The organism is Aminobacter sp. 01T433 (assembly GCF_056398585.1).
Genome location: NZ_JBFTPR010000012.1, coordinates 14,817 through 28,609, shown reverse-complemented (window position 1 = coordinate 28,609; position 13,793 = coordinate 14,817). Strand labels below are relative to the sequence as shown.

Below are 13,793 nucleotides of genomic sequence, written 5' to 3'. Positions count from 1 at the left end.
GCTGCTTTCCGCTCAGGCGGCCTTATCGACACGCTGGTCGATGACCATTGGAACGAAGGGTTCGTTGACGAGCTTGCCGGCCAGGACATGCGGCCAGCGCAGGATGACGAAGGTGCCATCGAAGTTTTCGGCCACCGCCGTGCAGTTTTCGACCCAGTCGCCGGTGTTGATATAGTCGATGCCGCCGAATTTCTCGATCGCGGGGTGGTGGATGTGGCCGCAAATGACGCCGTCGACCTCCGAGCGCCGCGCCTCATCGGTCAGCACATCCTGGAAGGCGCCGATGAAGTTGACCGCTTTCTTGACCTTGACCTTGGCCCAGCACGAAAACGACCAATAGGGCATGCCGAAGGTGCGGCGGAAGCGCGCTACCAGGCGGTTGAGGCCCATGGCTGCGTCATAGGCAAAATCACCGAGATAGGCGAGCCAACGCGCATTCTGCACCACGGCGTCGAACTGATCGCCATGGATGACCAGGAACCGTTTGCCATCGGCGGCTTCGTGGATGGCCCGGTCGGCAACGACGATGCCGCCGAAATGTACGCCTTGGAACATGCGGGCGAACTCATCGTGATTGCCGGCGATATAGGTGATTGCAGTGCCCTTGCGGGCCTGACGCAGCAATTTCTGCACGACATCGTTGTGTGCCTGCGGCCAGTGCCAGGAACGGCGCAGACGCCAGCCATCGACGATGTCGCCGACGAGATAGATGCTTTCGGCTTCGTGGTGGCGCAGGAAGTCGATCAGATATTCAGCCTTCGCCGCTTTCGAGCCCAGATGGACGTCGGAGATGAAAAGCGTTCGGAATCTGCGTGTGCTGGTGCCGGACATGGCATTCCACCCGTTGCTGTCGCGGTGGCTATGCCCAGATTCCTGCAACAGGCGTATGACGGTTGCGGCAGTCGACCCTTGGACATAGGGTGGGTCATCACCGACAGGAGACGAACATCATGGATCTCGGCATCAGCGGGAAGAAGGCAATCGTGTGCGCGTCGAGCCGCGGCCTCGGCAAGGGTTGCGCCATCGCACTGGCCGAAGCTGGCTGCGAGCTTTTCCTCAATGGCCGCGACGCCGGCGCGCTCAGCCGCACAGCAACGGAAATCCGCCAGCGATTCGGCGTGAAGGTGACGGAAATCGCCGGCGACGTGTCCGATCCAGAGGTACAGAAGGCGCTGCTCGCCGCCTGCCCGTCTCCCGACATCCTGGTCAACAACAATGGCGGCCCGCCCTATCGCGATTTCCGCGAACTCGACCGCGCCAAGATCCTCGAAGGCGTGACCAACAACATGGTCACCCCCATCGAGCTGGTCAAAGCGGTGATCGACGGCATGGCTGAGCGCGGTTTTGGGCGCATCGTCAACATCACCTCGCTGTCGGTCTACACGCCGATCCCCGGTCTCGACCTGTCGTCGGGCGCCCGTGCCGGCCTCACTGCCTTCCTGGCCGGCGTGGCCCGCACGGTCGCCGACCGCAACGTCACCATCAACAATATGCTGCCGGGCAAGCTCGACACCGACCGTTTGCGCGGACCGCACGAGCCGGGCAGCATCGAGGACCCGGCTCAAGGGGCTGCACGACGCGCCAGGCTGAGTGCTGAAATTCCCGCTGGGCGGCTTGGCACGCCGGAAGAATTCGGCCAGATCTGCGCCTTCTTGTGCTCGGTTCATGCCGGATACATGACCGGTCAGAACATCCCGGTCGATGGCGGGCTCTACGTCAGCTCGTTCTGAGCACCACAAGAGCTGGATCGACACCTCAGCCAATAGCGTCAAGCAGCTGGAATGATTGCCATTCCGGAGCTTGAAAGTGATTCAACGGCCGTCTGGACGTTGACACCTCGAAAAATGCCATGGTCGTGCTAATAACGGCCTTTGAAGCGGAATCTGTAAGGAGCGAAAAATGACCGGGGACAACAAGAAGAAGGAAGCATCCTCCGATCTCGATCAGGCCGCGCTCTTTTTCCACAAGTACCCGGTTCCCGGTAAGCTAGAAATCCAGGCGACCAAGCCGCTTGGCAACCAGCGCGACCTGGCGCTGGCCTATTCTCCCGGCGTGGCAGCACCCTGCCTCGCCATCAAGGACGATCCCGAAACCGCCGCCGACTACACGGGCCGCGCCAATCTCGTCGCGGTCATCTCCAATGGCACCGCCGTGCTTGGCCTTGGCAATATCGGACCGTTGGCATCCAAGCCGGTGATGGAAGGCAAGGCGGTCCTGTTCAAGAAGTTCGCCGGCATCGACGTCTTCGACATCGAGATCGACGCGCCCGAAATCGACCAGATGGTCAACACCATCTCGGCTCTGGAGCCGACCTTTGGCGGCATCAACCTCGAAGACATCAAGGCACCGGAGTGCTTCGACGTCGAGGAGCAGCTCAAGGCGAAGATGCGCATACCGGTCTTCCACGACGATCAGCACGGCACGGCGATCATCGTCGCAGCCGCGGTGCTGAACGGCCTGGAGCTCGCCGGCAAAAACATCGAAGACATCAAGATCGTGACGTCGGGCGCGGGTGCCGCAGCACTTGCTTGCCTCAACCTTCTGGTATCGCTCGGCGCCAAGGTGGAAAACATCTGGGTCACCGACCGCTTCGGCGTCGCCCACAAGGGCCGCACCGAAGAAATGGACCGCTGGAAGGATCCCTATGTCAAGGATACCAATGCCCGTGTCCTGGCCGATGTCATCGGTGGCACGGACGTATTTCTCGGCCTGTCCGCCGCCGGCGTCTTGAAGCCGGAATTGCTCAGCCAGATGGCTGAAAAGCCGCTGATCCTGGCGCTGGCCAATCCCAAGCCCGAGATCATGCCGGAAGAGGCGCGCGCCGCCCGACCCGACGCGATGATCTGCACCGGCCGTTCGGATTTCCCGAACCAGGTCAACAACGTGCTGTGCTTCCCCTACATCTTCCGTGGCGCACTCGACTGCGGCGCGCGCGCCATCAATGAAGAAATGAAGATGGCTGCCGTGCGCGCGATTGCAGCACTGGCGCGGGAAGAACCGTCCGATGTCGCCGCGCGCGCCTATTCCGGCGAAACACCGACCTTCGGCCCCGATTTCCTCATTCCCTCGCCCTTCGACCCAAGGCTGATCCTGCGGATCGCACCGGCTGTCGCCAAGGCCGCCTGCGAAACCGGCGTGGCGACCCGCCCCATCACCGACTTCACCGCCTATATCGAAAAGCTCAGCCGCTTCGTCTTCCGCTCCGGCCTCGTGATGAAGCCGATCTTCTCCAACGCCAAGCAGGCGACGTCCAAGCGCGTCATCTACGCCGACGGCGAAGACGAGCGCGTGCTGCGCGCTGCCCAGGTGGTGCTGGAGGAAGGGCTGGCCAAGCCGATCCTGATCGGTCGTCCGCACGTCATCGAGGTGCGGCTCAAGCGCTACGGCCTGCGTATCCGTCCCGGCACCGATTTCGAGGTCATCAATCCCGAGGACGATCCGCGCTATCGCCACTATGTCGACCATCTGATCGACCTCGGCGGCCGTCAGGGGATCACGCCCGAGGCAGCACGTACGATGGTGCGCACCAACAACACGGTGATCGCCGCCATCGCCCTCAAGCGCGGCGACGCGGACGCGATGATCTGCGGGCTGGAGGGCCGTTTCGAGCGCCACCTCCGCAACGTTACGCTGATCGTAGGCGCGCGCGACGGCGTCAAGGATCGTGACCTTTCGGCACTTTCCATGCTGATCTCGCAGCGCGGCGTGCTGTTTTTCACCGACACCTACGTGACCGTCGACCCGACGGCCGAAGAGATCGCCGAGATGACGATGCTGGCCGCCGACGAAATCCGCCGCTTCGGCATCGAGCCCAAGGCTGCGCTCTTGTCGCACTCGAATTTCGGCTCGCGCGATTCCTCGAGCGCCCAAAAGATGCGCGAGGCAGCTGCCATCTTGAAGCGCATTGCCCCTGAGTTGGCCAGTGACGGCGAGATGCATGGCGATTCAGCACTGTCTGAGGTGCTGCGCCAGCGCGTCTACCCGCACTCGACGCTGAAGGGCGAAGCCAATCTGCTGGTCTTCCCCAATCTCGACGCTGCCAACATCGCGCTGACCACGGTCAAGACGATGATGGATGCGCTGCATGTCGGCCCGATCCTGCTCGGCACCGCCCAGCCAGCTCACATCCTGACGCCGTCCGTCACTTCGCGCGGCATCGTCAACATGACAGCGCTCGCGGTCGTCGAGGCGTCGCAGCGCGCGCACGCGACTAACTGATCCTCAAACCGAGGTTAGCCGCTTCCAGGGAAACGGTTAACCTCGTCGACGCTAGGGTTGAGTCTACTCTGCGAGGGTGGCGAAATGTTTGGGCGCGGCAGCAGCAAAGTGAGGCGGTTCGGCTCCGCTTGGCTGGGTGCGATCGCCATTTCGTTGCTCGCAACCGCAACCTCGCTTGCCGCCTCGCCGCAATGTCTCCAGCTGGAGGCGGAACTTGCACGCCTGCCCTCACCCGCTGGCAGCTTCGCGGAGTCGGACGAATTCGCGGTCGCCGCCAACACCCAGCAAGACGAGATCGACCTTGCCCGCATAAAGGCCTCGGATTTCGGCTGCGGCCGCGCCATCGCGGGTGACATGATCGCCGAATGCGCCGCGCTCAACGCCAAGATTGCCGAGATGGAGGACAATCTCGGCAAACTCGACCGACAGCCGACGCGGCCGGTCAAAAATGCGCGGCGCGAGCGCATTCGCATTCTAGACGCGATGCAATTGGCGGGCTGCAACGACCAAGGCGACGAGCAAGAGGACGCTGCCGCCAGCACGGAACCGCTCGAAGACCGTATCCGTGAGGCGATCATCCGTGGCGGCAGCGCGCAAAACCTGAGCCCCACCGAGAGCTATCCGCAGCACATCGTGATCGGCAGGAGCCAGGAGCAAGCCACTGGTGACTACCGCACGCTATGTGTGCGAACCTGCGACGGCTATTTCTTTCCGATGTCGAACGCTGCGGCCCTGTCAGACTTCCAGCGCGATGAGAAGAACTGCGAAGCGAGTTGCCCGGGAACCGAGATCGAGCTTTTCTATCACCTCAATGAGGGGCAGCCGCAGGAGAGCATGGTTTCCGCCCGTTCCGGCCAGCCCTACAAAAACCTGCCCACGGCTTACCGCTTCAAGCGAGTCGATCTGCCGCGCGTGCCGGCATGCGGCTGCAATGTCAGCCAAAACAGGAGTTTTTCCGTCATCGCCGGCGAAGGACGCCCGGTTCCGAGCGCCCCACAGGCGAAGCCAGTGGAGCAGGCGCCCGCGACAATCGCGCCTCGTCCCGCACCCGATCCCGACCGCAAGGTCAGGGCCGTCGGGCCAACGTTCCTTCCCGACCCACAAGCGGCAACAGGTCTGCGAGCTCCGGGCCCGACTCCAGCCCGGTGAGCGCAAGCCTCAGCGGCATGAACAGCGCCTTGCCCTTGCGGCCTGTCGCTTTTTTCACCGCAGACGTCCAGTCCTTCCAGACATTGGCGTCCCATGGCTCTTCCGGCAGAAGATCAAGCGCCTGGCCAACGAATTCACGATCCTCGTCGGTGAGCTCAGCCGCCGGCTGCGGTCCCTCGCGCAGGATGCGCCACCAGGATGCGGCGTCCGACAGCCGGTCGAGATTGCCGCGCACCGCCATCCAGAACGCCTCAGCATGCTCGCCGCTGACGCCCAGCAACAGCAGCCGATCGCGCACTTCGGCAAACGGCATGTGGTGCAGAAGCGCGCGGTTGAGCACCACAAGCTCGTCGGGGTCGAATTTGGAGGCCGACTTGGAGGTCGCCGCCGGATCGAACTTTTCGGCGAGGTCGACAAGATTGGCGACAGCCGTGACATTCTCGGACGTGCCGACGAGTACGGCAAGCGAGGCGACCGACATCGGCTCGATGCCGCTTTCACGCAAGCTTTCGATCGACAACGCGCCGCTGCGCTTGGACAGGCCTTCGCCTGAAGCGGTCGTCAGCAGGTTGTGGTGGCCGAACACCGGCGGCTCGGCCCCGAGGGCGCGGAAAAGTGCTATCTGCACGCCGGTATTGGTGACGTGATCGTCACCGCGAATGACATGGCTGATCTCCATCTCGATGTCGTCCACAACAGACGGCAGCGTGTAGAGATAGGTGCCATCCTCGCGCACCAGGACCGGGTCGGACAGCGACGCCAGGTCGACGGTCTCTTCGCCGCGAACCAGATCGTTCCAGTGGACCTCGGTACGTTCGGTTTCGAACGGGTCGGACTTGAAGTTCGGTAGCAGGAACCGCCAATGCGCCTTGCGGCCGTCCTGCACATAGGCAGCACGCTCCTCATTGGTCAGCTTCAACGCCTCGCGGCCATAGACCGGCGGCAGGCCGCGGGTGCGGCGAACCTTGCGGCGCAGGTCAAGCTCCTCCGGCGTTTCGTAACACGGATAGAGCACGCCAGCCGCCCTGAGCTTGTCGACCGCAGCATCATAGCTGGCAAAGCGGCGCGACTGGTATTCGGTCTGGTCCGGGAAGATGCCAAGCCAATGCAGGTCGTACAAAATCGAGTCGGCGAATTCCTGACGCGAACGATCAGCATCGGTGTCATCGAACCGCTGAACGAAGCGCCCCTTGTGCTTGAGGGCGAACAGCCAATTGAACAGAGCCGTGCGCGCATTGCCGATGTGGATGCGGCCGGTGGGCGAAGGAGCGAAGCGAACTTTAACTGTCATGATTGGGGCGTAGCGGAAGGCTCGTTTGTTGACAAGTCGGCGCCCCCCGACCCGCCTTTCAGAAACAACGCAAGCTCAGCTTGAATGGAGCCGACCAAAGAGGCCGCAGCTGCCCGAAAATGACGAATGGGCCGCGATTTCTCGCGGCCCATAACTGCTCAGACAAGCCCTTTGGTAAGCTCGAGCGCCTGGCGTTCGAACAGGCGGCGGTAGATGCCGCCGTCGCGCCGGACCAGCGCTTCGTGGCGGCCTTCCTCGACGATCTCGCCGCGATCGAAGACCAGCAGCCGGTCGAGCGAACGCACCGTCGACAGCCGATGCGCGATGACCAGCGTCGTGCGCCCAACCATCAGCCGTTCCATGGCCTCCTGGATCAGCACCTCCGATTCCGAATCAAGGCTCGACGTTGCCTCATCGAGGATCAGGATCGGCGCATCGGCCAGGAAGGCGCGGGCAATCGCAACACGCTGGCGCTCGCCGCCCGACAGCTTGACGCCGCGTTCGCCGACCAGCGTGCCGTAGCCCTTGGGCAGGCGCTGGATGAAATCATGCGCACTGGCGAGCTTTGCCGCGTGCTCGATCTCGGCCTGCGTCGCGCCCGGCCGGGCATAGGCGATGTTTTCGGCCAACGAACGGTGGAACAGGATGGGCTCCTGCTGGACGATCGCGATCTGCGAACGCAAAGACGATTGTGTCGCCTTGGCGATGTCCTGCCCGTCGATCGTAATCCGGCCGCCGCCGACATCGTAGAGCCGTTCGATCAGCTTGACGAAGGTCGTCTTGCCCGAACCGGAGTGCCCGACAAGACCGACGCGCTCGCCCGGCTTGATCGACACCGAGAAGTCCCGGTAGAGCGGCAGCGCGTGCGTGCCATAGTGGAACGTCACATTGTCGAACTCGATGCCGCCATCGCGGATCTGGATCGGCTTGGCGCCAGGACGATCGGCAACGCCGAGCGGCTGCCCCTGAATGTCGACAAGCTCTTCCATGTCGTTGACCGAGCGCTGCAGGTTGCGGATGTGCATGCCGACATCGCGCAGATAGCCCTGCAGCAGGAAGAACGAGGTCAAGACGAAGGCGATGTCGCCCGCAGTTGCCTTCCCGCCTGCCCACAGCATCAAGGCAAAGCCGATGATCGCTGCCCGCAGCAGAACCAGAGTGACGTTTTGCGCTGTGCCGTTGATGGTACCGCGCGCCCAGGTGCGCGCCGTGCGGTTGCGCCACTTGGCGATCACCTTGGCGAGCCGGCTTTCCTCGCGTTCTTCGGCGCCAAAGGCCTTGACCACCTGATTGCAGCTGACGGCATCGGCCAAGGAACCGCCAAGGCGCGTGTCCCAACGGTTGGCGAGGCTTGCGGCCGGCGCGACAAAACCAAGCGACATCACCACCGTCTGGACGATGAAGATGATCAAGCCGGCTGCGATGATCAGACCCATCATCGGCCAGTGCCAACCGAGCAGGATTGTCGAGCCAACCAGCATCGCGATGGACGGCAGCAGCGCCAGCAAAAGGGTGTCATTGAGCAGGTCGAGCGCCCACATGCCGCGCGTCACCTTGCGCACCGTCGATCCGGCAAAGCTGTTGGCGTGCCAGTCGGTCGAAAAGCGCTGAACGCGACGGAACGCGTTCTGGGCGATGTCGGACATCATCTTCAATGTCAGGTCGATGATGGCGATGAAGGTGATGTGGCGAAACACCAGCGAACCGGTCGCCAATGCGAGCAGCGTGACGAACGCCGACAGGGCGGCGTTCCAGGCCACCTCGTTTGTCGCCGCACCACTTGCCACAGCGTCAATCAGCCGGCCCGCAAAGAGCGGCGTCAAGACGTCGGCCATCGTCGAAATGAGCACGGTCGCCGAGATGAAGACGACCCGCACCGGCTGGTGCCGCCAGTGCTTGAAAGTGAACCCCAAAACGCTGCGGAAAGCACCGCCGCGCAGATCGATACCAAAACGAGCCATGATGCCATTGAGGCGCCGTAACCGACGCCGTCCCTAGAAATAGATGTTCAAAGGCGCGACGAATAATTCGTGTTGAACCAGGAAGTCGCGGTACGGGGGCGTCAGAAATACAGAACGCCGGAAGCTGTTCGCCGGGTCAGAGACCCCGGGTCGAACGTCGGGAGGACATGTCATATTCTGGCATTCAGACCTCCCTGCTAGTGGCCGCGAAGAGTTTGCTTATAACCGAGCATTTTTGCTTAGCCAAGCCCCGCTCTGGACCGAAGCCTGTTGTGCCAGAAACGACACGCGAAACGAGGCCTCTTGCGCAACAGATAAGTCCATGCTTATCTCACTGCCATGAACGAATTCGATGTTTTCCGTGCCCTATCCGATCCGACCCGCCGCGCCGTTCTGGACCGTCTTCTGGCAGGCGCCAAGAATGCGACCGAGCTGCGGGAAGGCCTGGAGATTTCCCAGCCTGCAGTTTCGCAGCACATTGCCGTGCTGCGCGGCGCCGGCCTGGTCAATGAGGAGCGTGCCGGCAGGCATGTGAACTACTCCGTCAATCCCGACGGATTGCGGCCGCTGTTCGACTGGCTGACACGCTACCGCGCCTTCTGGCCGGAGCGAGTCGAGAGGCTGAAGACGCTGCTCAAGGAGAAGGACCAATGATGGACGCTCACAGGCAGGACAAAAGCGACGAAGACATCGTCGTCGAATGCGAGCTGGAGGCAACTCCGGAAAAGGTCTGGCGGGCGCTGACCGTGCCGGAGCTGGTAGCGACTTGGCTGGATGTGCCAGCACTCGAAATTGATGGCTTTGATGAGGATGGCCCGGCCTATCGTATCGTCGAGGCCCTGCCCTATTCGCGCGTCCGTTATGCCTGGAGCGACGCAGCAACGAGCGAACCCGAAAGCTTCGTCACCTTCGACCTGTCGCCGAACCCCGATGGTGGAACTTCGTTTCGCCTGACCCACAGTGTTGAAGCGGCGCGAACCGTTATGGCTCCGGCAAATTCGAACAGCCCACCGCTGATGAGTCGCGCCGCCTAAGCCCAAAACACATCAATGATGGAAAGGATTTCGCGCATGCGCGACACGATGCAACTCGTCCCTATGGTGGTGGAGCAGTCGCCACGCGGCGAACGCTCATTCGACATATTTTCCCGGCTTTTGCGTGAGCGGATTGTCTTCCTCAATGGCGAGGTCGACGACAACTCGGCATCGCTCATCTGCGCGCAATTTCTGTTTCTGGAATCCGAAAACCCGAACCGCGAAATCTCGTTCTACATCAACTCGCCCGGCGGCATGGTGACGAGCGGCTTTGCCATCTACGACACCATGCGCTTCATCAGCAGCCCGGTTTCCACGCTGTGCATGGGCACGGCGGGGTCCATGGCTTCCTTCCTGCTTGCAGCCGGCGAGCCGGGCAGACGCATCGCTCTGCCCAATGCAAGCGTCGTCCTGCACCAGCCACTAGGCGGCTTTCGCGGCCAGGCTTCCGACATCGAGCGCCATGCCGAGGACATCATCAAGCTCAAGCGCCGAATGACGCGCCTTTACGCCGAGCATTGCGGGCGGACGGAGGAGGAAGTGACACGCGTGCTCGACCGCGATTTCTTCTTCACCGCAAACGAAGCCAAGGAGTGGGGACTGGTCGACCACGTCTATGACCGCCGCAGGACCGTCGAAGGCTTTTCGGCAAAATAGCTGGTTCCCATCAAGCCTCGACCGGTACCGCCGAGACCTGGCTTCGCGCGCGCACCCGGCGCGAAGCCAGCAGCAGGACAAATGAAACGGCAAAGCAGTAAAGCCCCATGGCCACGATCTGGCCGGGATAGCTAACTCCACCGTCGATCAGGAACCCGGTCAGGCCCGGTCCGATTGCAGAGGCAAACACCCCGGCGGCGACGATCAGCGCCCTGATCGAGCCAAGGTGCTTGAGGCCATAGACTTCGGGCCAGACCACACCGAACAGCGTCGTCGACAGACCATTCGAAACGCCGAGCAGCGCCATGAAGCCGAAGGCTCCCCACTGCTCGTCGACCAGGCCCAGCAACAAGCAGGCGAAGCCCAAGGGCAGCAATACGAATGGCAGCAGCGATACGCCTGAAAATCGGTCGATCAGCTGGCCGACGATCAGCGTGAAGACGGCATTGACCACCGCCGTCACCACAAAGGACGAAGCAAAGACTTCGAGCGACCAGCCCCGCAGTTCCACCAGATAGACCTGATGGAAAAACAGGGTCGTCACGATCAATCCTGGCACCATGACGCCGAGCAGCAACAGGTAGAAGATCGGATCGCGGACCACTTCGGCACGCGTCCAGTCGCGCGCATCGATCCGACGCGTCACAGGATCCGACGAGCGCGGCTTCCTGTCAGCAGCAACCAGCAAGGCGATTGCCGGCACCGCGATCAACGCCAGAGCCACGGCCGCCAGAAGCCAGCTGTCGCGCCAGCCAACGGAGGTGGCGAGCAGCACAAAGCCCATCGGGATGATCGCATCGCCAGCGTTGTGGCCAAGAATGACGGTTGAAAGCGCCCGCCCCCTTTGGGCCGAAAACCAGCGCGCTGTAGCGGTATAGGCGGCATGCACCATCATGCCTTGGCCAAACAGGCGCAGGAGATAGATGGTCACAAACAGCAGGACGAGGTGCTGGGACAGCGCCATCGACGCGCTTGCAAGCGCCATCATCGGAACGACGAACAGCACCACCTTCTGCACGCTGTAGCGGTCGACGATCTGGCCAAGCCGCGGCAGGCTCAGCGCACTGGCGAGTGTCGCGAACATGTAAAGCGTGCCGAATTCGCCATGCGACAGCCCGTAGTCGCGGCGGATGTCGCCGGCCGACAGCGCGATGAACGATGTCATGCCGAAGGTCGAAAAGAAGGTGAGCAAAAACCCGCCGGCGAGCCAGCGCGGGTTGTCGCGGACAAAGGCTATGTACGACATGCGCTCTATTCGCGGGTGGCGGGCTGCCGCGCCAGGCGCATGTACATGCCGTCGCTCGAAACCTCGAAGCCGAACTTGTTGTACAAGGTATGCGCGTCGCTGGTGCGCAAGCTCCAGCCTGTGACAGTCGCAAGTTCGGGGTGATCGAGCAGTGCCTGAATCAGCTTCTTGCCAATGCCCAGCCCGCGATGTTCCGGCCAGACGACGACGTCGCACACATAGGCAAAGCAGGCATAGTCGGTGACGACCCGCGCGAAACCGACCTGTTGGCCGTCAAGATAAGCGCCGACGCAGAGCGAGTTTTCAAAGGCGCGGCGGTTGAGCGCGTCGTTCCGCTGCGCTCCCCAATAGCTCGCCTTGATAACTTCTGACGTCTTGCCGAAATCGATACGCGACAAGTCAAAGCTGATCTCGACCGCAGTCATAGGCCGTTCCTTTCGGCGGACTCTACCGCACGATGTTGGTTCAGAGCCTTACCCGCGATCCCTGAATCTGTTTGTGATCGGATAGCGCCGGTCGCGACCGAAATTCTTCTTGGTGATCTTCACGCCCGGTGCCGCCTGCCGCCGCTTGTATTCGGCGATGTAGAGCAGATGCTCGATGCGGTGGACAGTGTCACGGTCATGGCCACGCGCCACGATCTCGTCGACGCCCATTTCGTTTTCGACCAGGCATTCCAGGATATCGTCGAGCGCCGGATAGGGCGGCAGCGAATCCTGGTCGGTCTGGTTGGGCCTGAGTTCCGCCGACGGCGCCTTGTCGATGATGTTCTGTGGGATCACGATGCCCGAAGGGCCGAGCGCGCCGGGTGGCACGTGCGTATTGCGCCAGCGCGACAGCGCATAGACCTGCATCTTGTAGAGATCCTTGATCGGGTTGAAGCCGCCGTTCATGTCGCCATAAAGCGTGGCATAGCCCACCGACATCTCGCTCTTGTTGCCGGTGGTCACCACCATCGAACCGAACTTGTTGGACACGGCCATCAAGATCGTGCCGCGCGCGCGGCTCTGCAGGTTCTCTTCGGTGATGCCCTCTTCGGTACCCTCGAACAGCTGCGTCAGCGCGTGCGAGAAGCCATCGACCGGCTCATGGATCGGCACGATATCGTAGCGGCAGCCGAGCGCGCGGGCACAGTCTTCCGCGTCCTTCAGCGAGTCGCCCGAGGTGTAGCGATAAGGCATCATGATTGCCCTGAGCCGCTCTTCGCCCAGCGCATCGACGGCAAGGGCTGCGCAAATCGCCGAATCGATGCCTCCGGAGAGGCCTAGCACGACATTCTTGAAGCCGTTCTTGTTGACGTAGTCGCGCAGGCCCAGCATGCAGGCGCGGTAGTCGGCCTCTTCCCGCTCGGGGATCTTCGACATCGGGCCTTCGACACAGGTCCAGCCTTCGCCTGTACCATCTTGCGCGCCTGCGGCGTCGCGGTTTCTCTTCCATGTCGTGACCGCCACCGCCTCTTCGAACTGGCTCATCTGGAAAGCCAGCGAGTGGTCGGCGTTGATTGCGAACGAGGCGCCGTCGAAGACCAGTTCGTCCTGGCCGCCGAGCTGATTGGCATAGAGCAGCGGCAGGCCGCTTTCGATGACCTGGCGGATCGCCACCTGGTGCCGGACATCCATCTTGGCGCGGTAGTAGGGCGAGCCGTTGGGCACGAGCAGGATCTCGGCGCCACTTTCCGCCAGTGTTTCGCAGACGCCAAGTTCGCCCCAGATGTCTTCGCAGATCGGGATGCCGAGGCGCACACCTCGGAAATTGACCGGTCCAGGCAAATCGGGCCCCGGCTGGAAGACGCGCTTTTCATCGAACTCGCCATAGTTGGGCAGGTCGACCTTGAAACGCTCGGCAATCACCTTGCCGCCATCGGCGACGATGATCGCGTTATGCACCCCGCTCTTGCGCTTGAGCGGCACCCCGATGATGACGCCGGGACCATTGTCGGCCGTGTCCTTGGCAAAATCGTCTGCCGCACGCTCACAGGCCGCAAGGAAGGCCGGCTTGAGCACCAAATCCTCCGGCGGATAGCCGGCCAGGAAGAGTTCGGTGAACAAGACCAGATCGGCACCTTGACGCGCCGCGTCCGACCTCGCCTCGCGCGCCTTGGCAAGGTTGCCTGAGATATCGCCAACTGTCGGGTTGAGCTGGGCGACAGCGATGCGGAGGACATCGGGAGTAGTTTTTTTCGTCATGTCAGCGATTTAGCCTGCGTATCTGTGTCGGGCAATGCCGTTCGATTGGAC

General features: G+C 62.3%; 12 protein-coding genes. 6 read left to right on the top strand and 6 right to left on the bottom strand.

All coding sequences use genetic code 11. The features are described 5' to 3' along the window. Positions 1–12: 12 nt before the first annotated feature. On the bottom strand, positions 13–831 hold the full coding sequence (locus tag AC1DLV_RS20125; protein ID WP_476801698.1) for a UDP-2,3-diacylglucosamine diphosphatase: 819 nt from the start codon (positions 829–831) through the stop codon (positions 13–15). A 119-nt stretch (positions 832–950) separates the two neighbouring features. Here AC1DLV_RS20125 and AC1DLV_RS20120 point away from each other — a divergent pair, with 119 nt between their 5' ends. The 3 genes from AC1DLV_RS20120 (at position 951) to AC1DLV_RS20110 (ending at position 5,367) form a co-directional block, all read left to right on the top strand. After that, on the top strand, positions 951–1,730 hold the full coding sequence (locus AC1DLV_RS20120) for an SDR family oxidoreductase (protein WP_476801697.1): 780 nt from the start codon (positions 951–953) through the stop codon (positions 1,728–1,730). 169 nt (positions 1,731–1,899) lie between these two features. Beyond that, on the top strand, positions 1,900–4,218 hold the full coding sequence (locus tag AC1DLV_RS20115; RefSeq protein ID WP_476801696.1) for an NADP-dependent malic enzyme: 2,319 nt from the start codon (positions 1,900–1,902) through the stop codon (positions 4,216–4,218). A gap of 108 nt (positions 4,219–4,326) precedes the next feature. Further along, positions 4,327–5,367, top strand: a complete 1,041-nt coding sequence (locus AC1DLV_RS20110) for a DUF2865 domain-containing protein (protein WP_476801695.1) — start codon at positions 4,327–4,329, stop codon at positions 5,365–5,367. On the opposite strand, the gene gltX is transcribed toward AC1DLV_RS20110, so the two are convergent. Both gltX and AC1DLV_RS20100 read right to left on the bottom strand, forming a co-directional pair. Next, positions 5,285–6,658, bottom strand: a complete 1,374-nt coding sequence (gene gltX / locus AC1DLV_RS20105) for a glutamate--tRNA ligase (protein WP_476836218.1) — start codon at positions 6,656–6,658, stop codon at positions 5,285–5,287. The genes AC1DLV_RS20110 and gltX overlap by 83 nt on opposite strands. Before the next feature lie 158 nt (positions 6,659–6,816). Further along, positions 6,817–8,619, bottom strand: a complete 1,803-nt coding sequence (locus AC1DLV_RS20100) for an ABC transporter ATP-binding protein (protein ID WP_476801693.1) — start codon at positions 8,617–8,619, stop codon at positions 6,817–6,819. A gap of 339 nt (positions 8,620–8,958) precedes the next feature. Here AC1DLV_RS20100 and AC1DLV_RS20095 point away from each other — a divergent pair, with 339 nt between their 5' ends. From AC1DLV_RS20095 to AC1DLV_RS20085, 3 genes are read left to right on the top strand one after another with little or no spacing between them, the layout of a single operon-like run. Then, positions 8,959–9,273 carry an ArsR/SmtB family transcription factor gene (locus AC1DLV_RS20095; protein ID WP_476836217.1) on the top strand — a complete coding sequence of 105 codons (315 nt, stop codon included), beginning with the start codon at positions 8,959–8,961 and terminating at the stop codon, positions 9,271–9,273. Further along, positions 9,270–9,653 carry an SRPBCC family protein gene (locus AC1DLV_RS20090; RefSeq protein WP_476801691.1) on the top strand — a complete coding sequence of 128 codons (384 nt, stop codon included), beginning with the start codon at positions 9,270–9,272 and terminating at the stop codon, positions 9,651–9,653. Before AC1DLV_RS20095 ends, AC1DLV_RS20090 begins: the two co-directional genes overlap by 4 nt. 36 nt (positions 9,654–9,689) lie before the next feature. Beyond that, on the top strand, positions 9,690–10,310 hold the full coding sequence (locus AC1DLV_RS20085; protein ID WP_476801690.1) for an ATP-dependent Clp protease proteolytic subunit: 621 nt from the start codon (positions 9,690–9,692) through the stop codon (positions 10,308–10,310). A gap of 10 nt (positions 10,311–10,320) precedes the next feature. On the opposite strand, the gene AC1DLV_RS20080 is transcribed toward AC1DLV_RS20085, so the two are convergent. From AC1DLV_RS20080 to AC1DLV_RS20070, 3 genes are read right to left on the bottom strand one after another with little or no spacing between them, the layout of a single operon-like run. Further along, the gene (locus AC1DLV_RS20080) at positions 10,321–11,556 is read right to left on the bottom strand and encodes an MFS transporter (protein ID WP_476801689.1); all 1,236 of its coding nucleotides are present in this window, start codon (positions 11,554–11,556) and stop codon (positions 10,321–10,323) included. A 5-nt stretch (positions 11,557–11,561) separates the two neighbouring features. Further along, positions 11,562–11,981 carry a GNAT family N-acetyltransferase gene (locus AC1DLV_RS20075; protein WP_476801688.1) on the bottom strand — a complete coding sequence of 140 codons (420 nt, stop codon included), beginning with the start codon at positions 11,979–11,981 and terminating at the stop codon, positions 11,562–11,564. Between the two features lie 48 nt (positions 11,982–12,029). Continuing rightward, entirely contained in the window at positions 12,030–13,742 is a 1,713-nt protein-coding gene (locus tag AC1DLV_RS20070) for an NAD+ synthase (protein WP_476801687.1), read from the bottom strand. Positions 13,743–13,793: the final 51 nt, after the last annotated feature.